The 23,905-nt window shown below is 72.1% G+C and carries 8 protein-coding genes and 1 tRNA gene (1 of these 9 only partly in view); 5 read left to right on the top strand and 4 right to left on the bottom strand.

Annotated elements, in window-relative coordinates; genetic code table 11:
- Nucleotides 1-152: 152 nt before the first annotated feature.
- The 3 genes from QSK20_RS14095 to argS are packed head-to-tail and all read right to left on the bottom strand — an operon-like array spanning nucleotide 153 to nucleotide 4,565.
- The gene (locus tag QSK20_RS14095; protein ID WP_285789110.1) at nucleotides 153-1,466 is read right to left on the bottom strand and encodes a homoserine dehydrogenase; all 1,314 of its coding nucleotides are present in this window, start codon (nucleotides 1,464-1,466) and stop codon (nucleotides 153-155) included.
- A gap of 8 nt (nucleotides 1,467-1,474) precedes the next feature.
- On the bottom strand, nucleotides 1,475-2,860 hold the full coding sequence (gene lysA, locus QSK20_RS14090; RefSeq protein ID WP_285789059.1) for a diaminopimelate decarboxylase: 1,386 nt from the start codon (nucleotides 2,858-2,860) through the stop codon (nucleotides 1,475-1,477).
- Between the two features lie 40 nt (nucleotides 2,861-2,900).
- A complete protein-coding gene (argS, locus tag QSK20_RS14085) occupies nucleotides 2,901-4,565 on the bottom strand; it encodes an arginine--tRNA ligase (RefSeq protein ID WP_285789058.1) in 1,665 nt (554 codons plus the stop codon).
- A 98-nt stretch (nucleotides 4,566-4,663) separates the two neighbouring features.
- On the opposite strand from argS, the gene QSK20_RS14080 reads away from it, so the two are divergent.
- The 5 genes from QSK20_RS14080 (at nucleotide 4,664) to QSK20_RS14060 (ending at nucleotide 9,717) form a co-directional block, all read left to right on the top strand.
- On the top strand, nucleotides 4,664-5,482 hold the full coding sequence (locus tag QSK20_RS14080) for a thioredoxin-like domain-containing protein (protein WP_285789057.1): 819 nt from the start codon (nucleotides 4,664-4,666) through the stop codon (nucleotides 5,480-5,482).
- A 4-nt stretch (nucleotides 5,483-5,486) separates the two neighbouring features.
- Entirely contained in the window at nucleotides 5,487-6,152 is a 666-nt protein-coding gene (locus QSK20_RS14075) for a DUF305 domain-containing protein (RefSeq protein WP_285789056.1), read from the top strand.
- 209 nt (nucleotides 6,153-6,361) lie between these two features.
- Complete coding sequence (locus QSK20_RS14070; RefSeq protein ID WP_285789055.1) at nucleotides 6,362-7,081, top strand: winged helix-turn-helix domain-containing protein; 720 nt, start codon at nucleotides 6,362-6,364, stop codon at nucleotides 7,079-7,081.
- 191 nt (nucleotides 7,082-7,272) lie between these two features.
- Nucleotides 7,273-7,344, top strand: a tRNA-Arg gene (locus tag QSK20_RS14065).
- A gap of 294 nt (nucleotides 7,345-7,638) precedes the next feature.
- Nucleotides 7,639-9,717, top strand: a complete 2,079-nt coding sequence (locus QSK20_RS14060; protein ID WP_285789054.1) for an Hsp70 family protein — start codon at nucleotides 7,639-7,641, stop codon at nucleotides 9,715-9,717.
- Nucleotides 9,718-9,737: 20 nt separating this feature from the next.
- Here the strand turns inward: QSK20_RS14060 and QSK20_RS14055 are convergent, their stop codons facing one another.
- Nucleotides 9,738-23,905, bottom strand: partial view of a toxin glutamine deamidase domain-containing protein gene (locus QSK20_RS14055; RefSeq protein WP_285789053.1) — the 3' portion only. The gene runs 26,425 nt beyond the window's last position; only the last 14,168 of its 40,593 coding nucleotides appear in the window; the start codon falls outside the window, past its right edge; its stop codon occupies nucleotides 9,738-9,740.

The following is a 23,905-nucleotide window of genomic DNA, read 5'->3' as shown; positions in this document are numbered from 1 at the left end:
GCGGACCCGGGAATAACCACCTGACGGGACGGGCCGAGCCCGGCTCGGCTACCGGTGCCGGCCGTCCGCCCACCGCCGGCCCGGGTGGTGCCGCCCGGACGCCGGCGGTGCCTCCACGCACACCACCGTCACGTCCGCCGGCCGCTACGGGTTCACTCACCGCCCTCGACCCGCAGCACGCTGGCGATCGAACGGACCGCGTCCAGCCCGCGCAGTTCCTCGACGGTGGCGGCGAGCGCGGCGTCCGGGGCGGTGTGCGTCACGATCACCAGTACCGCGTCCGCGCCCCGGCCGGCCGGCTCGGTGCCGGCCGGCGCCTGCCGGACCGTGGCGATCGACACGTCGTGCCGGGCGAAGACGCCGGCCACGGCGGCCAGCACGCCCGGCTTGTCGGCCACGTCCAGGCTGACGTGGTACCGGGTGAGCGCCTCCCCCATCGGCCGGACCGCCAGATCGGCGTAGGCGGACTCACTGGGCGCGCGTACCCCGGCGAGCCGGTTGCGGCAGACCGCCACCACGTCGCCGAGGACGGCGCTCGCGGTGGCCGCGCCACCGGCTCCCCGGCCGTAGAACATCAGCGGCCCGGCCGCCTCCGCCTCGACGAAGACCGCGTTGTACGCGTCACCGACGCTGGCCAGCGGGTGGCCGAGCGGGATCATCGCCGGGTGCACGCGGACGCTCACCGACTCCCGGCCGGCCGCGTCGGTGCCCCGGGCCGCGATGCAGAGCAGCTTGATCGTGCAGCCCATCGCCTTGGCGCTGGCCACGTCGGCGGCGGTGACCTCGGTGATCCCCTCCCGGTGCACGTCGGCCGCGCCGACCCGGGTGTGGAAGGCCAGCGAGGCCAGGATCGCCGCCTTCGCCGCCGCGTCGAAGCCCTCCACGTCGGCGGTCGGGTCGGCCTCGGCGTACCCGAGTTCGGTCGCCTCCTCCAGCGCCTCGGCGAAACCGGCGCCGGTGGCGTCCATCGCGGAGAGGATGAAGTTGGTGGTGCCGTTGACGATGCCGGTGACCCGGTTGATCCGGTCGCCGTGCAGCGACTCGCGCAGCGGGCGCAGCAACGGGATGGCCCCGGCCACGGCGGCCTCGTAGTAGAGGTCCGCGCCGCCGTCGGCCGCCGCGTCGTGCAGCGCCGCGCCGTCCTCGGCGAGCAGCGCCTTGTTGGCGGTGACCACGCTCTTGCCGGCCCGCAGCGCGTCGACCAGCCAGCCCCGGGCCGGCTCGATGCCGCCGACCACCTCGACCACCACGTCGACGTCCTCGGACTTGACCAGGCCGACCGCGTCGGTGGTGAAGAGTTCCGGGGCCACCGGCAGGTCGCCCCGGTCCCGGCCGAGCCGGCGGACGGCGATCCCGGCGATCTCCAGCGGCGCGCCGATCCGGGCCGCGAGGTCGGCCGACTGCTCGTGCAGCAGCCGGATCACCTCGCTACCGACGGTTCCGCAGCCGAGTATCGCCAAGCGCAGGGGTGGGGTCATTCGACATCCAATGCGAGCAGGTCCGCTTCCGTCTCCCGCCGGACGATCAGCCGGGCGCGGCCGTCACGCACGGCCACGACCGGCGGTCGGGGCACGTGGTTGTAGTTGCTGGCCATGCTCCGGCAGTAGGCACCGGTGCCGGGCACCGCGACAAGATCTCCGGGCTGCACGTCGGCGGGCAGGAATTCATCCTTCACCACGATGTCCCCGGACTCACAGTGCTTTCCCACCACGCGGGCGAGCAGCGGTTCTGCGGACGAGGCCCGGGAGGCCACCGTCGCCGAGTACGAGGCGTCGTAGAGGGCGGTCCGGATGTTGTCGCTCATCCCGCCGTCGACGCTGACGTACGTGCGGATCCCGTCGACGTCCTTCACCGTGCCGACCTCGTAGAGGGTGAACACCGCCGGGCCGACGATCGCCCGGCCCGGCTCGACCGACAGGTGCGGCACGGCCAACCGCTGCACCAGGCACTCCGCCTCGACGATCCGGTGCAGCCGCTTGGCCAGTTCCTGGGGCGCGGCCGGATCGTCCTGGGTGGTGTACGCGATGCCGAAGCCGCCGCCGAGGTCCAGCTCGGGCAGCTCCACGCCCCGGGCGTCGCGGATCTGCGCCTGGAGACCGAGCACCCGCCGGGCGGAGACCTCGAAGCCGTCGGTGTCGAAGATCTGCGAGCCGATGTGCGAGTGCAGCCCGCGCAACTCCAGCACGTCCTCGTCGAGGATCCGCAGGGCTGCCCGGGCGGCGGCCCCGCCGGCGAGGGAGAAGCCGAACTTCTGGTCCTCGTGGGCGGTGGCGATGAACTCGTGGGTGTGCGCCTCCACGCCGACGGTGACCCGGACCAGCACCCGGGGCCGGACCCCGCGCTCACGGGCCAGGGCGGTGAGCCGGTCGATCTCGTCGAACGAGTCGAGGATGATCCGGCCCACCCCGGCGTCCAGCGCCCGGGTGAGCTCGGACACGGACTTGTTGTTGCCGTGGAAGCCGATCCGCTCCGGCGGCATGCCGGCGGCCAGCGCGACCGCCAGCTCACCACCGGTGCAGACGTCGAGGAACAGGCCCTCCTCGGCGATCATCCGGACCACCGCCCGGCAGAGGAACGCCTTGCCCGCGTAGTACACGTCGTCGTCGGCGAAGGCGGAGCGGAAGTCACGGCAGCGCGACCGGAGGTCGTCCTCGTCGAGGACGTACACCGGGGTGCCGAACTCGGCCGCGACCGTCCGGACGTCCAGGCCCGCGACGGTCAGCGCGCCGTGGGCGCCGCGCGCCACGTTGCGCGGCCAGAGCTGCGGCACCAGGGCGTTGACGTCGACCGGGGTACGCAGCCACGCCGGCCCCCGGCTGCCGATGTCGCCGTGCAGCGCACCGGCCTCGTGGGCCCGCATTATCGATCTCCGCCTCGGGGCGAGTGGGCTCGCATGGGTGTTACATCCTCTCCGGGGCGGAGACGCCGAGCAGGTGCAGGCCGTTGGCGATCACCGTGCGGGTGGCGTCGTTGAGCCAGAGCCGGGCCCGGTGCAGGTCGGTGACCTCCTCGTCACCGCGCGGCAGGATCCGGCAGCTGTCGTAGAAACGGTGGTACGCCCCGGAGAGGTCCTCCAGGTAGCGGGCCACCCGGTGCGGCTCGCGCAGCTCGGCGGCGGTGGCCACCACGGCGGGGAACGCGGCGAGCGCCTTGAGCAGCTCGTTCTCCTTCTCGTGGTCGAGCAGCTCGGGGCGGAACGCCTCGGCGTCGCCCCGGGTGAGCCCCACCTCGGCGGCGTTGCGGCCGACGCTTGCCGTCCGGGCGGCGACGTACTGCACGTAGTAGACCGGATTGTCCCGGGTGGCCCGGGTCCACAGCTCCACGTCGATGTCGATCATGGAGTCCGAGGAGTAGCGGGCCAGCGCGTAACGGGAGGCGTCCACGCCGATCGCGTCGACCAGGTCCTCCAGGGTGACCACGGTGCCGGCCCGCTTGCTCATCCGCACCGGCGCGCCGTCGCGAACCAGGTTGACCAGCTGGCCGATGAGGATCTCCAGGTTGCGGGCCGGGTCGTCGCCGAAGCAGGCCGCCATCGCCTTCATCCGGCCGATGTAGCCGTGGTGGTCGGCGCCCAGCATGATCACGACCCGCTCGAAGCCGCGCTCCCGCTTGTCGAGGTAGTACGCGCAGTCGGCGGCGAAGTACGTCCACTCGCCGTTGGACTTGCGCAGCACCCGGTCCTTGTCGTCGCCGAAGTCGGTGGTGCGCAGCCAGACGGCGCCCTCGGTCTCGTAGACGTGACCCTGCTCACGCAGCCGGGTCAGGGCCTGGTCCAGCTCGCCCCGGTCGTGCAGCGACTTCTCGTTGAAGTAGGTGTCGAATTCCACCCCGAAGTCACGCAGCGACGACTTGATCTCGGCGAACATCAGCTCGACGCCCTCGACCCGGAAGACCTCCTGGGCCGCCGCGTCGTCGAGGTCGAGCGTGTCCGGCCGCCGGGTGAGCACCTCGGCGGCGATCTCGGCGATGTACGCCCCGCCGTAGCCGTCCTCCGGGGCCGGCTCGCCCTTGGCCGCGGCGAGCAGCGACCGGGCGAAGCGGTCGATCTGGGAGCCGGCGTCGTTGAAGTAGTACTCGGTGCCGACGTCGGCCCCGGTGGCGCGCAGCAGCCGGGCCAGCGCGTCACCGACCGCCGCCCACCGGACCCCGCCGATGTGCACCGGGCCGGTCGGGTTGGCCGAGACGAACTCCAGGTTGATCCGCTCACCGGCGAGCCGGTCGCTGCGGCCGTACTCCGGACCGGCCTGGACGATCGACCGGGCGAGCACCCCGGCGGCGGCGGCGTCGAGCCGGATGTTCAGGAAGCCCGGGCCGGCGATCTCCACCGACTTGACCCCGGGGGCCCGGCCGAGCTGCTCGGCGAGGGCGGCGGCGAGCTCCCGCGGCGGCTGCCCGACCTTCTTGGCGAGCTGGAGCGCCAGGGTGGAGGCGTAGTCGCCGTGCTCCGGGTTACGGGGTCGTTCCACCGCCGTCCGCTCGGGCAGCGCGGAGCGGTCGAGCCCGCGGTCGGTGAAGACGGCGTGGGCAGCGGATAGGACGACCTCGGCGAGTTCTGCGGGAGTCACCGATCCATGTTATCGGGGGTAGACTCGGTCACTCGTGGGCGACCCTGAACGTCATCGGCCCGCCACTTTCCCCTGACCGACCGACCTGACGAGGCACCATGAGCATCAGCACCCCGGGCGGCGACCAGCGCCGTCCGTCCGTGGTCAGCACCGGCAAGAAGCCGGCCGCCGGCAGGCCCGCGTCCGGCGGGAAGACCGCCACCGGCAAGACGGCCACCGGCAAGCCCGGCGCCACCCGGCCGGGGGGCGGCGGCAAGGGCCCCCGCAAGCCGATCACCCCGGTGAAGGTCAGCCAGGGGCGCTCGTGGGGTCCGATCGCGCTCTTCGTCGCGGTCGGCGTGCTGGCCGCCGCGATCATCGGCTACGGCGGCTGGGCCGCCTTCAACGGCGCCAAGCCGTGGGACGAGCGGGCCGCCGCCATCGAGGGCATCAGCAACTTCCGGGAGAGCGACCCGGACCTGGTCAAGGGCGGCAACCACCAGACCGGTGCCATCCAGTACACGGTCAACCCGCCGGTCGCCGGCCCGCACAACGCCGCCTGGCAGAACTGCCAGGGTGACGTCTACGACGCGCCGATCGCCAGCGAGCACGCGGTGCACAGCCTGGAGCACGGCGCGATCTGGATCACCTACCGCCCCGACCTGCCCGCCGCGCAGGTCGAGAAGCTGGCCGAGCGGGTGCGCGGCCAGGAGAAGACCATGCTCAGCCCGTTCCAGGGGCTGGACAAGCCGATCTCGCTCCAGGCGTGGGGCTACCAGCTCAAGGTCGACAACGCCGACGACAGCCGGATCGACGAGTTCATCAAGACGCTGCGGATCAACGCCTCGGTCGAGGGCCCGAACGCCAACTGCGGTCAGGGCATCACCGCGACCGGCACCGCTCCGCGCGACCTCGGCGACCCGATGACGCAGGGCTGAGCCGATGACCACCGCCACCACGAGGGAGAACACGGCCCCGGCCGCCGGTGACGGCGGACCGGGCGCGGCCCCGGCGCGACGCTGGGGCACCGTCGCACTCGCCGTCGCCGTCGTGCTCGGGCTCCTCCTCGGGTACACCGGCGGCCTGCTCACCCCCCGCATCACCCGCCCCGGCGACACGTCGGCGGAGGCCGGTTTCGCGCGGGACATGACCACCCACCACGCCCAGGCGGTGGAGATGGGTCTGATCGCGTTCGACCAGGGCGCCGACCCCGAGGTACGCCAGATCGGCGGCGACATCGCCACCGGCCAGCAGGGCGAGATCGGCACCATGCAGACCTGGCTGCGGTCCTGGGGTCTCGACCCGACCGGCTCCGAGCCCAAGATGTCCTGGGTCGCGGACGGCTCCGACATGGTGCAGAACGGGTTGATGCCCGGCATGGCCACCCCGGAGGAGATGGCCCGGCTCCGCGCCGCCCAGGGCCGGGAGTTCGACATCCTCTTCCTGGAGCTGATGACGACTCACCACATCGGCGGGGTGCACATGATCGACGCGGTGCTGAAGGTCACCGACGAGCCCGACGTCGTGCGTAGCGCCCGCACCATGAAGAACACCCAGCAGAAGGACCTCACCAACCTGCAGAACGCGCTGACGCGGCTGCGCGGCTGAGCCGCCCCGCACCGACGATCGCCGTCCCGCCGCCTGGCGGGGCGGCGATCGTCGTCTGGGCGGGAACGCCACCCGGGGGGCGGACGTCCGGTCACCGGCCCGCCCGGCGGCACCGCCCGAACTGCGAACCTTTTGTCCGATTCGGTTAGTTCAAGCTTTTTCTACCCACATATCGTGACCAGTTGTGATTCGGGGTCGTTGCGCAGGACGTGGGGGTTGCACTCAGAGACGCACGACGCTCGGTCACCAGTTGGTGCCGACGCCACACCATCGGCGGTGACGGGACGGTGGCAGCCGTCCGTCGCGGACAGCGGGCGGGCGAGCCGGGAACGCTCAGCCGCGAACAGGAACTCGACCTGATCGACGCCCTGCGAGGCGTCCACCCCGACGAGTTCGACCTGGACGAGGAGCTGTGGACACGACAGAGCCTCACCGATCTCATCCGGCGTCGGTACGACCCGACCATGGACACCGGGGCGGTCGGGGCGTACCTGCGGGCGTGGGGGCTGGGCCCCCGGGAACCGAGGGAACGGGCCTGCGGGCTCTGCGTCGGTGCGGTGGAGCACTGGGTCCGCACCGAGTACCCGGCCATCGCCCGGGCCGCCCAGGAACACCTGGCGGAGGTCTACTGGCTCGGCCGGGTCCGCCTGCGCGGCACCATGCCGGCGGCGGACGTGGTCTCCGCGGTCTCCTCCCGGGGGCGGGTCCGCTTCATGATCACCACACCGTCGGTGGACCCGCCGCTCCCCCGGGACTTCGTGCTCCGGCTCAGCGGCACGGAGGAGCGCACCGTCCACGTGATCATGGATGGCTCCTGGCCGAGGAACGAGTGGCCCCGTCGACTGCCCCGCCGGATCGTGCTGCACCCGCTGCCGAGCTGCGGACGCGTCACGGCCACCCGGCCCGGACGTCTCGGCCCGGCGGCCTGACCCACCTCCGCCGGGGGACGCGAGCTTCTGTCGGACCGAAGCACCTGACGCGCCGACGGCGGGCCGGCGCAGGCCGCCAGGACACCGCGTTCCACCAGCTACGACGGCACGACACACCGGCCAGCGGACGGATCGTCCGATACCGATTCGGCGGTTCCGGGAAGCGTTTGCTACTCTTTCCCGGTCGCTGAGCCCCCGTAGCTCAGGGGATAGAGCACCGCCCTCCGGAGGCGGGGGCGCAGGTTCGAATCCTGCCGGGGGCACCTCACACAACTGCGCGATGCCATCGGAGACGCTGGTTGTCGCCAATGGCAACACCGCATAATATGCGACGGCAACGACCACGAACCCAACCGGTCCGTGGTCGTTGCAGTTCGCGGGGCACCAGGATCCGGTGGGCGACGGTGGGCGTCGTCGCCAGCGGCAACGGTTGTCGGGCCGGGCCGACGATCTTGTTATCCCCCAACACAGCGAAGTATCGTGGTGACGCTGTTGCGGCCAACCATGACATTCGCGTGGTAGCGGCCTCGGCGAGGGGGATCCTGAATATGTACAGCGTGGGTATCGACCTGGGTACCAGCTTTACCGCCGCAGCCGCCGCCTCCGCCGGGACCGTGAACATGGTGCCGCTGGCCGGGCAGGCCCTCGTCACCCCGTCGGTCGCCTTCCTCGACGACAAGGGCGCGCTGCTGACCGGTGAGGCGGCCGACCGCCTCGGCCTCCAGGACCCCAGCCGGATGGCGCGGGAGTTCAAGCGCCGCCTCGGTGACCCCACCCCGGTCATCCTGGACGGGACGCCGTACTCCCCCACCGCTCTGATGGCCGGCCTGCTCCGTTCCGTGGTGGACACCGTCAGCCAGGCCCAGGGCGGCCCGCCCGAGCGGATCGTGCTGACCCACCCCGCGGTGTGGGGCCCGTACCGTCGCGAGCAGTTCGCCGCGATCCCGCACCTGGCCGGCCTGTCCCGCCCGGAGGACGAGCCGGGCTCCGCAGCCGGTGCGGACGGCCCGACCGTCGTCACCACCACGGAACCGGTCGCCGCCGCCACGTACTACTGCTCCACCCAGCCACTCCCCCCGGACGGCCTGTTGGCGGTCTACGACCTGGGTGGAGGCACATTCGACAGTGCGGTGGTCCGCAACGGACGGGACGGGCTGGAGATCATCGGCACCCCCGAGGGCATCGAGTGGCTCGGCGGCGCCGACTTCGACCAGGCGCTCGTGGACCATGTCGACCGGCAACTGGACGGAGCGGTCACCGCGCTGGACCCGACCGACCCCGGCACCACGTCCGTCCTGGCCACTCTCCAGCGCAACTGCATGCTCGCCAAGGAGGCACTGTCCACCCACGAGAAGGCCGAGATCCGGGTGCCCCTGCCCGAATCGGTCCGGCACGTGACCGTGACGCGGGAAGCGTTCGAGCAGATGATCACGCCGCCCGTGGAGACCACCATCGAAACGTTCCGGCGGACCCTGACCGCCGCCGGCATCACCCTCCAGGACCTCACCGCCGTGCTTCTGGTCGGCGGGTCGTCCCAGATCCCCCTGGTCAACCGGATGCTGCGGGACACCCTGCGGCGGCCGATCATGATCAATACCCACCCGAAGCACGCGGTCGCGTTGGGCGCCGCGATGCTCAGCGCCGCCCCCCGCCCGGCGGCGCGTGCGATCCCGGCACCCCGGCGGCCCGAGCCCGCCGCGCTGGCCGCCGCGCCGGCCCGGACCGAGACTCCACCCACGACAGCCGAACAGGACAGCGGCGCAGCCGCAGCCACGGCCGTGCTGGCGCCCAGGGCCAGGCGCGGCGCGAAACACCGGGCGCAGCCGTCGGCCAAGCCGGTGAGCCCGGAGAGCCCGGTCAGCGGCCCGCCCGGGCCCAAACCCCCGGCGGCCACGCCGCCCCCACCGTGGCGACGGTGGTCCCGACTCGCGATCACGCGCGTCGTCGTCGCGCTGGTCGCGGTCTTCAGCCTGGTGGGCGCGGCGATCGTGTTCGGGACCGACACCCCGAGCGACCCGCCGAGGTCACCCAGCGCGACGTCCATCGCCACCGCTCCGAGCAGCCCGCCGCCGGCACCGACCCCGAGCCCGAGCCCGATGGCCACCACCGCCCCGAGCAGCACGCCACGGCCGTCCAGCCCGCCCGCCAGGTCCGCCGCCCCGAGCACACGGCCCACCCGGACGGTGCTCGCGCTCACGGACGTCCAGGTGGGCAGACCGTCGAAGCTGTCCACGGTTCGCCCGGCGGTAGTGGGTGCCAAACACTTCGTCGACCGGGGATTCACCATCGCCAGCCTTCCCGACGTGCTCTCCGGTGGCGTGCTGATCCCCGGTGCCAGCAACGACAAGCAGATGACCTCGCCGGCGGACTACCTGATCTTCGATGTCAAGCACAACGCCACCGTGTACGTCGCCATGGACAGTCGTGGCGCCCCGGATGCGGACAACTGGTGGCCGGCGTGGTTGAACCAGCAGGGTTTCGCGCGCACCGGCATGACCATCAAGTCCACCGACAAGGACCAGCCCGGCCTCGTCGTGTTCGCCAAGCAGGTGCCGGCGGGGCGCGTCACGCTCGGACCGAACGGATCGACGACCGCGCTCTCGACCAGCTACATCACGGTCATGACTGCTCGTTGACGGTGGATCCGTGAGCTCGACTAACCGGTGGCGGTCATCGGGACCGTCGGCGCCTGCTCGCGCATGACGTAGAGGCCCCTCTCCACGTCGATCAGCAGGGTCCCGTACGGACCGTAGATGACCGCCGTGACGTCGTAGCGGTACTGGTGGAACGTCCGCTTCGCCTCGACGTTGCGCTCGTTGACCTCGCTCATCTCGGCCGCGTGGGCTTCGCCGTCCTCGCGGTCGACGCCGAAGCCGTCGCCGTTCCAGCCGAGCTTCTTGATGCCGCCGGTGGGGTCGCCGGCCTGCGGGCCGAACGAGAACTCCCAGCCCGAGGAGGAGTCACCCTTGTTGATCGGGCCTGCCTCGTTCTGCTGGTATCGCCGCGCCTTCTGCTCGAAGGCCAGCGGCCGGCCGTCCTTGTCGACGTAGAACTCCGCCCGCCGGATGTCCAGCCCGAGGGTGACGCCGGCGCCCGGAACCTGGTAGCGGTGTTCGAGCAGCGGCGTGATACGCGACCGCAGCATCATCTCGGACGCGTGGTGCGCCATCAGGCGGTCGAAGTCGCTGCCACCGGGCACGCCGGGCACCCGCCAGCCGCCGTCGGCGCCCAGGTCCAGGCCCTGCCGCAGCCGGGGCGGTCGGGTGGTCAGCGCCGCCCAGCGTTCGAACTCCCGGGCCACCCGGTTCAGCCGCCACGGATGGAGGTTGCGGTCACCGACCAGTTCGTCGTTCGACCGGGGCCGGGTGGCGCTGGGTTGCGCCCACCGGGGTGTCGGCCCGCCGGTCGGGGCCGGGGCCAGGGCTGGTCCCTGCCAACTCCCCGGCTGTTCGTCCGTCGGCCGGGTCAGGTAGCGCGGCACGATGAGCCGGACGTCCCCGGTGGCCTGGATCTGCTCCTGCCAGCCGATCCCGGGGAGGTTGTCCCAGAGGTCGCGGACCGACCGTTCCAGGTTCGGCTGCCAGAGGCCGGCGAGCCAGGCGCTCCCGAACAGCACGTTACGCACCGAGTCGAGCACGTACGTGACCGCCTGGGGCATCTCCGTGGTCAGCGTCATGTCGATGGTGAAGTCCAACGGGTACTCGACCTCGTGCGACTTCTTGGGTCCGGTCCGGAAGATGTCCTTGGACTCGGACTGCGTGCCGCGTTCACTGGACTCCGCCCACTCCTGCCCGTAGTCACCGAGCCCGCCGAGGACGCTGCCCTCGTCGTTCCACGCGCCCCGGCCGGAGAAGTTGACGAGCCCGCCCCACGACGATCCGTAGCTTTCCGTGTTGGACTGGGCGTCGTGTGTCTCCCCCCGCAGGGTGAGGCTGACCTGCTCCCGAGGGCGGTCGCTCGACTGCGCGGCCGACGGGGTGGCGCTGACCCGCACCCACAGGTACTGCGTGGTGTGGTAGGGCGTGGGCACCGGGAACCAGCCGTACACGCCCTGGCCGGAGAGCGGAAGGTACTGCGGCTCCAGGTTGCGGGAGGAGAACCGCTTCACCAGCGCGCGCCGTAGGTGGTCGGGGATGCTCTCGCCGGAGGCGAACAGGCCACGCTGCCGCAGCCGGCGCAGGATCGTGTCCAGCACCGCGTTGGCCCGTAACCGCTCGGGGTGCCCCACGGCGGGCAACAGCTCAGGATCGATGATCTCGCGCGACGGCGTCGGGTCGGCCGCCTGCGTCCGGGGACGGTACAGCCCCAGGTCCTCGGCCGCGCGGTCGGTCGCCAGGAGATCCACCGCGTCGTCGGCGTCCAGGTGGACGGGAGCGGTGGCCGTGGTCTCGCCGCCCCGGGTACGCAGGGCGGTGACCTCGAAGACCACCCGGCCGTGATAGGCGTGGACGACGTCGTTGTAGGTGGCCCGGGTGATGTCGATGGCGCCGTAGTCCCTGCCGTCCGAGCCGCCGAACGACACCCCACCCTCGACGTACAGGCCGCCGCCGACACGGCCGCGCTCGCGCGCCTTGTCCGCGTCACCGCTGTCCGAATCGCCGCTGTCCGGGCCGATCTTCGTCGCGGTGGTCGCGTGGTTGAGGTACTGGCCCCCGACGCCGGCCTTACCACCGAGGCTGAGTTCGTTGCTCGTTCCGGCGGCATGGCTGATCGCCGACTGCCGGTACTGCTCAAGTTCGACACCCTCCGCGCTGTCGATGCCGTCGCTGCTGTACTGGTACGTCAGGCCCGCCGCGAAGAACCGCTCCCGGATCCGGACGGCCTGCTGGTACCCGTCGTGGGCGGGCAGTTGCAGCTCCCACCCGTGCTCCTCGACCGCGTCCGGGAACCCACCGGCCAGTTCCGAGCCGGCGCCGAGATCGAAGATCTCGTCGGGCCAGTTCATCGGCTCGTCGAACCACTCGTCGGGCAGGCCGTTCACCTGCTGGTACAGCCGCGCCGCGGTGGCGGGTAGCTCGGGCACGTACCGGAAGGCCGCATACAGGCCGGCGCTGCCCTGGACGTCCAACGGCAGGTGCGGCGGTCGGCCGGCCGGTGCCCACGCGAAGTCGGGTCGCGGGCTCGTGCGGGTCACGCCCGCGCCGTCGAGCTGCGCCGTCGTGACGGCCCGCTCCTCGCCGGTACGCGGATCACGCGGCACATGCTCGACCGGCACCGCGATGTGGGTCGTCACCTCGACGCCGTGCCCGGCACCGACCAACCAGGTCTCGCGGGGTCCCCAGCCGCTCTCCGTCCGCTCACGGATGGCGACCTCGAAGGCCGTACGGTAGCGGTGGTCGACGACGTCGCCGACGGTCTCGGTCCGGCGGTACTCCTGCACCACCTGGCTGAGCTCGTGCTCCTTCGACCGGGTGTGCTCCGCCGTCACGCCGAGCCGGGGGAAGAACACCCGCCCCTGGTGTTCCGTCCCGGTCTCCGGGCTCGGCCCGTTCCGGTCGGACTGCTCGATGGTGCCCGCCGGGTTGGACACCCGACCGCCCAACCGGCCGCTGACGCTGCCCTCGGTCGACCGGGAGGCCGACGTGGTGGCTCCGGTCAACGCGCGGGCGTTGACCGTCATCGGGTACTCCGGGCTGTCCAGCAGTTCCCTGCGGTGCTCGGTCACCAGGATCTGGTACCGCTCGCCGCCGACCCGCACGGTGAACTTCCTCCCGGCCAGCGTCCGCGTCGGATCGGCCTCCATCGCGGCCCGGCCCACCGTCGCCAGGACGGTGCGGCGCGCCACGGCGCCGATGTCGGCGTGCCCCGACTTCTGCCGCAGCACCGACTCCACCAGGTCGGCGACCTGTTCCGACCCGGGCATGTTCGCCGCGATCCCCAGCCCCTGGCCGCGCCGCATCGCCAGCGCCAGCGGCTCCCGGGGGGCCGGGCCGGCGGGGGGCACGTAGGGCTGCCGCGCCTGCGGCGCCCGGAGCACCCGGGGCGACAGGCGGACGGCGATCTCGTCCGCCGGTGTCGGAGCCGGTGGAGGGCTCGCGGCAGCCGGCGTGATCAGCGCCCGTGGCCGCCCCGTTCCCGGCCCACCGAACTCCGGGGTGAAGACCGTCCCGAAGACGCTGCGCTCGAACTGCTGGGCCTCGCTCACCGGCACGCCCAGTTCCGCCACCACCCGCCGGGTCACCGGCGCCACCGGAGAATCGCCGTGCGTGGTCACCGTCAGGTCGAACACCACCCGGTAACGCGCCTGGTCCTCCTTGCGGTTCAGCACCGTGTGGTTCAGGGCCTTGCCGCCCACCTCCAGCGCGGACTCGCGTTCGGACCCGCCGCCGAAGCCGAACGAGAAGACACCGGCCGTCCGGTCGGCGGCCTCCTCCCGACCACCCGGGTCGGCCGCCGTGTGGGTCAGTCCGAGGACCACCGCGTCCACGTCGAGGCCGGCGCCGCTGGTGTCCGACACCTCCTCGCCCGAGGTCGCGATCACCCCGAGGTCGTCCCGTACCGTGACGCCCTCGGTGATCCCCACCAGCTGCAACTCCCGCATGACCGCCTTCGTGTCGACGTGGCCGCGGAACCTGCCGACCGTGAGCCGCTCCTCGATCGTGTCCGTCATGTCCCCGTTCGACAGCACCCAGCGGCTACGGTTGCGGGTCGTCCGCTCGTTGAGCAGTTGGCGGGTGACCTTCGCGGCGACGCCCGCTGCGGTGTCGGCCGGCAGGGCGGCCGTCAGCGCCTGGTGCCAGCCGGTCACGAGTGGGGTCAGGTCGATCGCGTTGAGCACGTCCCGGGCCTGCGACGTCGACCGTGCCGGTGGCCCGGGTGGCGACGGCGCGAGCGGGGCTGCCGGGCTCGGCGCGGCGCTGCCGTCGGCGTACAGGGTGGGCAGGGAGATGTCGAGGAGGCCGGTCCCGGCGGGCACCGACGCCCGTCCCCACTCGACGCCGTTCACGAAGACCTGGAAGGACACCCCGCTGGTGAACGACGTCGACTGGGTCACGAACATCTTCCGGCCCCAGATGACCCGGGTCTCCCGGGACATCGCGTGCTCGCGCTCGCTCTTGACCGAGACAGCGGGGAGGTTCGCGATCAACCTGGAGGCGTGCCCGGTCGAGATGTCGAAGGTCTCCTCCAGCCCACCGTCGATCTTCCGCCCGCTGGACACGGAGGTGTCGTTGCCGACCTTGGTCGAGCCGAACGAGACCCCGTACACCCGCGCGCCTCCGGAGCTCCCGGCGGGCACCGGTCGCGGACCGTGCGGCACGGGACGGATCCACACCAGTCGCCCGCCCGCGCTGAGCGTCTCCCCGGAGAACAGCACCTGCTCCCAGCGCTCACGGTGTTCCTCGACGGCACGGGAGTCCGCCGGATCCGGTGCCGTCAGCAGCCTGTGCAGCGCGGCCGACACCCGTGTGCGGATGGCTGCCTCCTGGTTGGCGCTGCCCAGGTCCAACCGGTCGGTCGTGCCCATCTCGATGTCGGCGACGTCCCCGATCGGCCACCCGGACGGCAGGTCGTCCATCAACTGCGCGACGGTCTCCGTCACCTGCTGCGGCGTCAGGTGCCGCACCGCCGAGACGCTCAGCTCACCGAGGGCACCCGCGGCGAAGTACCACGGCGTCGCCGGCTCGACGTCCCTGGCCATCCCCGTTGCCGGGGACCGGGCCGCGTCGGCCCGATCCCGCTCCCCGACCGCACGCTCCCAGGCCGTACGCGCGGCGGACGCCGCATCCCGGGCCCGGTCGAGCTGCTCCTGGTGGTGGGCGACGTGCTGCGCCAACCGGGTCCGTTCCGCCGTACGCGCCGCCGCGTCGACCGCGTCCCTCAGCTCGGCCTGACGCCACGTCTCCGCCTGGCGCTCCGCGTCCTCGGCGTCCTGCCGCTCCGCCTCGACGCGCTCGCGTTCCTCCTCGACCGCACGCAGGTCGGCCCGCTGCCGCTCGTCCTCCTGCCGCCGCGCGTCCTCGTCCGCGCGCACCCGTTCGGCCTCCGCCAGTTCGGCCTGCCGGCGGCCCTCCGCCCACCGCCTCTGCGCCTGTTCGGCCAACTGGTCGTCGGCATGCTGCTGGTCCTGCCGGGTCCTCGCCGCTCCCTCGGCCAGCTCGCGCTCCCGTGCGCGCCACTGCGCTGCCGCAGCGGCGACCTGCCGTTGCTGCGCACGCTCCGCCGCGAGGTGCTGCCGCCCGGGGTCCCGGTCCGCCAGCTGTCGCTGCGCCTCCTCCGTCGTGGCCCGCGCCTCCTGCTCCCGGCGCCGTTGCTCCTGCCGGTCGGCCTCCGCCTGCGCGGCGTCGCGGACCGCCTTCCGGGCCGCCAGCGCCCGCTGTACGCCCTGCCACGTGTCCCACCGCGCCTGCTCGTCCCGCCGGGCCTGTTCGCGTGCCGCCGCCCGCTCGCGTGCCTCCTGACCGACCACCAGACGCCGCGCCGCCCGGGTGGCTGCCTCCTGCCGGGCCACCTTCCGCTCGCCGGCCCGCTGGTCCGCGCGCTGCTCGGCAGCCACCCGGGCCGCGTCCCGCTGCCGGCTCCGTTCCGCCGCCCGGTCCGCCGCCGCTGCCCCGCCGGCCTGCAACGCTTGCAGGCCCTCCGTCCACTGCTGTGCCGCCGCCCGCCAGTCCGCCTCTCGGCTGGCGGCGTCCCGCTCCAGCGCCTGCCGCGTCCGGTCCGCCGCCCGCACGGTCCGCTCCAGCAGCTGTCGCGTCGTCCCGCGCTGCCGTTCCAGCTCGGCGACCCGGTCCTGGGCCATGGTGAGCCGATCCCACGCCGCACGCTCCGCCGCTTGCCCCACATCACCGCTGGCCAGCGGCATCTCATCGGCGTCGGTCGGCGCTGCACCGCTGGTCGGCGTCGCATCGACGCCGGCCGGGGTCTGCGCGGCGCTGGTCGGGGTCTGCGTCACGGGTGCCGGTGGCACGGCCACGCGGGCGTCGACCTGACGTGCCACGGCCTCCCGCGCCGACGACAGCTCGTTCCGCGCTGCGGCGAGGTCACTCTCGACGGCAGCGGTCGTGTCCCGGATGCCGGCCAGTGCCCGGTTCAGCCGCTCGACCTCCGGCGTGTTCCCGGCCGGCGTCGCGTCCACGTCGCCCTCGACGACGCTGGCCGTCACGGGTGACGCGGGGGCGGTTCCTCCGCCGGCACCGGCCAGGTCCCACTCGGCCGGAACCGTCGCGGTCGCGTCGTCTCCCGCCGTCGAGGGCGCACGCGGAACCCCCACCCCGTCCGTCGTCGCCACGAACCGCACCCGGCCGGGTCGGGCGGGCCCCTGGGCCAGCCCACCCCGCTGACCGTCCAGGAACACCACCTTCCCGTCGTCGGTCCGCACCACGTTGACCGCGTGTGAGATCCGGTCGCCCTCACCACTCGTCACCAGCACACCGCGGGCACCCGGAGCCGCGGCGGTCATCACCTCCACCACCGCCGCGTAGTCGGCCGCCTCCACCAACGGCCGACCCGCGTACCGCTCCAGCCATGCCACCGGGCTGGCCTTCTCCGGCGGCACCTGGTGCCCAACCCCATCAGCCAACGACAGGTCGGTGCCGATCGCCGCCAACACGCAGTTCGTCTCGGAGTCCCCACCACGGTGCGGATTCACCCCGCGCAGCCACGGGAACCGACTCGACGCCTCGGCCTGCGACAACCCACCCGGCAGCAACTCGTCTTCCGTCGCCCGACCGGCCAACCCGGCGGACGCCGGACGCGGGGACGGGACCTGGACGACGACGTCGGCCCGGCGGAGGTCGTCGGCCGCCGTGACTCGGTCAACGACGGTGTCACCCAGGTCACGACCTTGAGAGTCCGAGGTGAGCACGATGTCGGCCGCCGTCACGTCCCGCCCGCCATCGAGCAGCGTGGTCAGGTCCTGGGCCAGGTGCCGACTGAGGACGTCGCTGACGCTGTTTGCCCGTTCCCACCCGGTGGCCACCGCGCTCCCGGGCCACAGGCGGGCGCCGTTGCCGTATCCGGTGACGCCGACAGTGGGCATGGGAAGGCCGTTGTCGTGCCGCCATACCGCGACCTTGGTGGTCTGCCGCGAGACCGATCGCAGCTTGTTGAGTTCGACCGGTCCCGGAGTCTTGGACCCTGGATCGAAGCTGATCCGCATCGGCTCGGGAACGGTGGAGCCGCCGACGACGACTGTGGTGAGTGGGTTGGATTCCGTGGCCGGCACGGCGGCGTCGTAGAGCACCGCCCTCTGCTCGTGGAAGGTCTCGCCGGGGCGCTGGCTGAACATCTTGAAATGCCACATGTCGCTCGCCCGCGGCAGATCCATCAACTTCGCCATCGCGGCACGAGCGGACTGCCACGCCACCGCGTCAGACCCGGCCGCCTCGGTTCCCGACTTCTCGACGACGGAGAGTGCCTCCGCCAGGTCCAGTCTGCGTTGCAGCGCGTCGACGGCCTGGGGGTCGCCGCCACCATCCGCCACCGCACGTGCAAGCGTCGCCTTGACGGTGTCGAACCGACCGCGATACGCGGCCAGTGTTCGTTCGATCGCCTCGTCGACGGCACGTCTGCGCCCACCGAGACGGGCGTAGTTCTCCAAGGTGATCTGGGTCTTTCCGTCGGCGCTCTGCGCGACGACCGCAGCGAAGTGGTAGCCGTAGGCGTTGGCGACCGTACCGCCACGGGCGAAGTCCGTCGTCATCGAGGCTTCGCCGTCGGCACCCTGAGACATGATGGTGCTCGTGGCATAGGCCTCGCCGATCCTGGGCCAGGCATGTTCGTTGATGCCGATCCGCCTCGCGACCTGGCTGAGTCTGGCGTGCTCGGCGCGGCTCGCCGGATCGTTCCGGAGCGCGGCACCGTACTCGGCACCGGGGAGTGGAGGTTGTGTGACGCCGCCGGTCAACCGCCGGTCGGCCGCGATCCTGGCCGTCGCCCATCCCGGGTCGACCGCGGCGAGGGGGAGGTCGCCGGCAGCGACGGCAGCCACCCCCTCGGCGAGATGATGCACACCCAGCAACTCGCGCCCGTTGCCGGCGTCGGTCTCCGCCAGGAGGGTCTGGCCCTCGGCTCGGAACACCACCCCGTCGGGTACGCCACCGAGGACGACGCCCGCGAACTCGACGCAGACGTCCGGCGGGGGGTTGTCGAAGTCCGCGCTCACCTTGCGGAGCGTCACCGGTCGGCCACCATGGTCGACAGTGACGGTGACGGCACTGTCCACCGTCAGCCTGACGTTGGCCCCGGCCCTCGCCAGCCCGCGTCGTGCCGCGTCGATGACCTCATCGGTCGCGTAGAACTCCGTCGCCTCGGTCACCGGGCGGGCGCCCCTGACCGAGGCGATGCCGTTGATGGCGAGCGTTCCGTCGTCGGACAGCCGCAGCGGTGGATGTCTGTGGGTGACCACCTGTTGTGCCGGAACGTGCGCGGGAAAGTCCGCCTCGGTGAGCTGGCTGTCCGAGCTCGTGCTGACGACGCTCAGCCGCTGGTACGACCGCGACGGAGCCCTGACCTGACCCACGCTCGGGCCACCGGGGGATGCCTCAAGCTGGTACGCGCTCGTCGTTCTGGGCCTCGGCCGGGGGTGCGGCAAGGGTGTTCTCGTCAGCCGTGGCCGTTCGACCTTCGGCGTGCTCCCGGGCGGCGTCGCGTCCGCCGTCGCGGAGGGCGTGGTGCCGCCGCCTCCGATCGTGGCAGCCCGACCCTCGGCGTCGACCGGACTGCCCGGGTCGGCCGGCGGGGGCCATTCCTCCGGTACGGCATCCAGCCTGGGCGAGTAGTCGGATCCGAGCGGGCTCGGATCCGGGTCCTCCGGGAACGGGCCGGGCTCGGCGTCGGTCGGGTCCAGCGCGGTGTTGCGCCGGGTCGGGGGCACGAGAATGCTGGCGATCGAGCCGGACAGGCTGCCAGCCGCCGTGCCGGTGTCCGCCCGCGAGAGGCCGGTGGTGAGATCGACGAACGAGGATCCACTGTCCGAGGTCTCCTGGTTGTTCTGCGCGTACTCGAGTACGGCCAACATCTGGTCCAGTCGGGCCAACGGGTTGTCGGCGGTCTGGCTCTCCAGCGCCATCGACAATTTCCTGGTGAGGCTCTCCGGGCTCTCGTCGACATCGGGTTGGTTCGCGTCCGACACCACGAAGATGTACTTGCTGTCCTTCCGTTCGATCGGCGGGAGCTCGGGAAGCGAGTCCTGCAGTCCGATCCGGTTGTACTCCTCCCGGCGGTAGGTGAGCTGTTCGTAGAGCTGTTGCTGGCGCTTGTCGAACGTCTTCGAGGTCTTGCCCTTTTCGAGCTTCGGAACCCGCTCGTTGTAGGACCCCTGGGAACGGACGACGTACTCACCCGCCTTCTCGATCTTGTTGTCGGCGACGAACTCCCAGGCGACGACCCGAAGGCCCTCGATCTCGCGTCGGTCGACCTTCTCGAAGAGGATCTTCGCCTCGGTGTTGTGCAGGACGCTCGGTACCATCACCCCCCGGTACACGTGGGCGTCGATCATCCCGTCGGTGACTGCCACGAGCTGGTGGGAGAACTGTTCCCACATCCGGTTGAAGCCGGGCGGGTAGTTGAAGAAGCTGCCGGTGCCGAGCATGATGTTGTCGAAGATCTGCCCACCGGGCGTCGCCTCGAGCATCCGGTTGCCGCTCTGCTCGGTGATCCGTTCGGCTACGGCGGGGCCGATCTTGCCCCAGAGGGCGAGCTTCGACCGGAACTGCTGGACGGCTTCCCGGAACTGGTCGTCGAAGCCGCTGTCGTGCTGGTGGTCGAACCACCACTTGGCCGGGGCCGAGAAGGCGTAATTGTCCGCCATCAACTGCGCGAACGGGGCGACCCGGTCAGAGCCGAACTGCTTGTCGACCTCGGCGTTGATCTGGTCGTTGGTCCGGCCCTCAGCCTTCAGCCGGAGCTCGAGCTTCATCTGCTTCTTGAAGTCCTCGTAGGCGGCTCTCAGTTCGGGGTTGTTCCACAGCTTGTCGTAGCGGGACATGCGGAACTCGATCTTGTGCCAGTCTTCCTTGGCCTTCCGGAAGTCGATCGTCGAGCCCTGCGCGGGGAGTTCCTCGGACGAGGAACTCTCCGACGGGGGCCGGGCGGCCCCGTCCGTCCCGGCCAGGTCCGTATGCTCCGGGACGGTCACGGTCGCGGCGTCTCCCACCCCCGTCGACGGGCGCGGGACGCCCACACCATCGGTGGTCGCCACGAACCGCAACCGGCCAGGCTCCACCGGCCCCCGAGCCAGACCACCCCGCTGACCGTCGAGGAACACCACCTTCCCGTCATAGGTACGCACCACGTTCACCGCATGCGAAACCTCGTCGCCCTCGCCAGCCGTCACCAGCACACCCCGCGCACCCGGCTCCGCCCCGGCCATCACCTCCACCACCGCGTCGTAATCGGCCACCTCCACCAACGGCCGACCCGCATACTGCTGCAACCACACCACCGGCAACGGCACCTCGGGCGGCACCTGCCAACCCACCCCATCCGCCAACGACATGTCCGTACCGACCGCCGCCAACACACAGTTCGTCGCGAACTGCTCCCCCCGACCCCGGTACGGGTTCACCCCACCCAGCCACGGAAACCAGACCGACACCTCAGCCGGCGACAACTGACTCGGAAGCAACGCATCCCCGCGCTCCGACCCACCAGCCACATCCGCCGAGGAGTCCGACCTGTCCGCGTCGGAGTCGTTCCCCGCATCAACCGGCCCACCCGGCACGCCGGGCAGTCCCGCCGGCCCGCCAGCATCATCGGGCAGGGACCACAACCGCACCGTGTGGTCGTCACCGGCGGAGACCACCACCTGTCGGCCCGACTCGCCCTGCAACGACGTCACCGTCCGCACCCTGCCGGTGTGGCCCTCCAACGTCCGGAGCAGCGCACCGCTGACCGCGTTCCAGACCCGCACCGTCCCGTGCGCATCGGCGGTGGTCAACCGCCGCTCCGACCCCGCCTGCCACGACGTCACCGTCACCGCCCCGCCGCTGTGGCCCTCCAACGTCAGCAGGGGCGCACCGGTGACCGCGTCCCAGACCCGCACCGTCCCGTCCTCGCTGGTGGAGGCCAACCGCCGGTCCGACCCCGCCTGCCACGACGTCACCGCCCACACCACGCCGGTGTGGTCCGGCAACACCAGGAGCGGCGCACCGGTGACCGCGTCCCAGACCCGCACCGTCCCGTCCCAACTGGCGGAGGCCAACCGCCAGTCCGACCCCGCCTGCCACGACGCCATCGCCACCACACCGCCGGTGTGGCCCCGCAACGTCAGGAGCCGCGCACCGCTGGCCACGTCCCAGAGCCGCACCGTCCCGTCCGCCCAGTCGGCGGAGGCCAACCGCCGCTCCGACCCCGCCTGCCACGACGCCACCGCCCCGACACCGCCGGTGTGACCCCCCAACGTCAGGAGCCGCGCACCGGTGACCGCGTCCCAGACCTGCACCGTCCCGTCGTCGCTGGCGGAGGCCACCCGTGGGCCCGACTCCCCCTGCCACGACGTCACCGCCCACACCGGGCCGGCGTGGCCCCGCAACGTCCGGAGCCGCGCACCGCTGACCGCGTCCCAGATGAACACCGTCCCCTGCATGTCGGCGGTGGCCACCCGCCGGTCCGGCCCCGCCTGCCACGACGCCACCGTCACCACCCCGTCGGTGTGGCCCCGCAACGTGCGGAGCGGCGCACCGGTGACCGCATCCCAGATCCGCACCGTTCCGTCGTCGCTGGCGGAGGCCACCTGCGGGCCCGACTCCCCCTGCCACGACGTCACCGCCCACACCGGGCCGGTGTGGCCCTCCGACGTCCGGAGCTCCACACCGTCGACCACGTCCACCGAAGACGTGTCAGGCGCCTGTCCGAGGTGCTGGTCCAGCTCTGCGGCCGCTGCCTCGACCTGACCGAGCCGGTCCCCCAGCCCCCCGAGGCCGCCCGCGGGCAACGACTCGACGTAGGCGTCCACGGTGCGCGGCATCCGCGCACGGCTGAGACCCTGCATCTCCTGGAGGTACCGGTCGGACACCCTCGCCAGGGTGGACCGCGCCGGGCTGTCGTCCTGACCGGGGACGGTCATCCGCCGCAACTCCCGGTCGGCGGCGTCCATACGCCTCGCGTGGCCGCCGGCAAGAGCCCCCCACCGCCGGATCAGATCCGCACGTACAGCAGCAACCCCGACGTCGGAAACGGACACCGCCTGCTCACCCGACCCGGCCGCACCGTTCCCGGCCCATCCCGGCACCGCCGTCCCCACCGGCAACGACGAGACCTGCTCCTCCAACCACTGCCGCGCCAGGCCGAACGCACTGACCGCGGAGAACAACTCCGTCCGCCACTGCTCGGACACCTCCGGCACCCGCCCCACCACACGCAGGTGGGGCACCGGCGGCGACACCCCCAGGGCCGCCCGCAGCTCGGAAACCTGCGCTACCGCACCGTCCGCCGACCACAACGACGCCACGTCCTGGCCATGCTCCGTCAGGAACCGGTCGAAGTCCGCCACCCCCAGATCCCACACGGCGGACAGATCGACGATCCGCCGACCGTTTTCGCTCTGGACCCCCTCCGGCAGGTGCTCGTCCGGGTCTTCAGGTCCTTCGGTCACCACCGGCCCGCCCGGTGCCGTGTAGAAGACCCAGGCCCCCAGATACACCGCCCGCAACACGGCCAAGGCGGCCTCCGGTACCCTCCCGTCCTCCCGGGCCGTCGACACCGGTGCCACCACCGCGTCCCACACCCGGTCGATCTCCTCCTCGACCCGTTCCATCACCTCCTCGGCCACCACGTCGTCCGTCGCCACCAACGCCGCCGCCAGCCGCCGGTTGCGCTCGTCGCCGGCCCACCTCTCCAGCCGCAGATCAGGCCGATCCGTCCCGACCGGGAAAGCACCCTCACCCGTCCACCCCCGCGTGAGCCCGACCAGCCGCTCACCCAACGCCACCACATGGTCCAACCGCTCACCCATCCGGCGCTGCCCGTCCACAGCCGCCGGACCACCCACCGCATCGGGAAGCGCCGCCCTCAGCTCACCGGCCCAACCGACCCGACTCAGAGCCGGCGCTCCCACCGCCTCCGCGGCCCCCTCCACCTCGGCCAACACGCGGGTCCACCCCTCCGCCTCGACCAGATCGCGCGCCTCCCGAAGGCCCCCGCCCGCCGGCTCGCCGGTGGCCAACTCCTCCATCCGCACCGGCCACAGGTCGTCCTCGGCCGTATGCGTCAACACCACCGTCGACGTCCACCCACCGAACCCGTGCACCACCACGTACACCGGCTCCCGCAACCCCGACGCCGCCGGCGGCAACGCGCCGTTCAGGATGTCGAAAATCGACGACATGACCGCTCTGGGATCGCCCGGATACGGCCCCGGCACACCCACCACCAACGCCCGCGCGCCATCCGGCACCCACCCCGCCGGCCCCACATCCGGCACCCCCGCCAGACTCTCCCCCACACCCGCCGCCGCGATCTCCCCCGCGAGCAACTCCGCCTGCCGCAGCTGCGTCACCCGCAAACCACGCTCCGACGGCACATCCGGGAGGAACACCCAGTCCCGGAAATGCGAGAACGCCCGCTGCCTCAACCGCGCCCAATCCAGATCAAAAGGCAGGAGGTACGGCCCATGGTGAACGGGCAATCCAGCCAGCCTCCGCCGGCCCCGATAGTCAAGATCAGCGTCCTCGTTGATCGGACGCGCCTGGACCTCCCACAACAACGCCGGGAACGTCTCCCGGCCCGAGAAATCGACAGCGACCAGACCGGGCGGGACCACCCCCACGCCCGCGTCCGCGTCCGCCACATGCCGCCCGAGGATCGCCACCGCCCCCGACTCGTCACGCGCTGCCCGCAACGCCGCGACCTCGACCAACGTCCGTGGCTGCACCCCAGGAACACCGG

It is taken from the genome of Micromonospora sp. NBRC 101691 (assembly GCF_030269285.1).
Taxonomy (GTDB): Bacteria; Actinomycetota; Actinomycetes; order Mycobacteriales; family Micromonosporaceae; genus Micromonospora; species Micromonospora echinospora.
Note: the sequence above shows the minus strand (reverse complement) of the source record. Positions and strands in the feature narration are given on the sequence as shown.

Coding starts and splice junctions, on each gene's coding strand:
- lysA (WP_285789059.1), bottom strand. CDS start 2,860: ATGCGGGCCCACGAGGCCGGTGCGCTGCACGGCGACATCGGCAGCCGG.
- QSK20_RS14080 (WP_285789057.1), top strand. CDS start 4,664: ATGAGCATCAGCACCCCGGGCGGCGACCAGCGCCGTCCGTCCGTGGTC.
- QSK20_RS14075 (WP_285789056.1), top strand. CDS start 5,487: ATGACCACCGCCACCACGAGGGAGAACACGGCCCCGGCCGCCGGTGAC.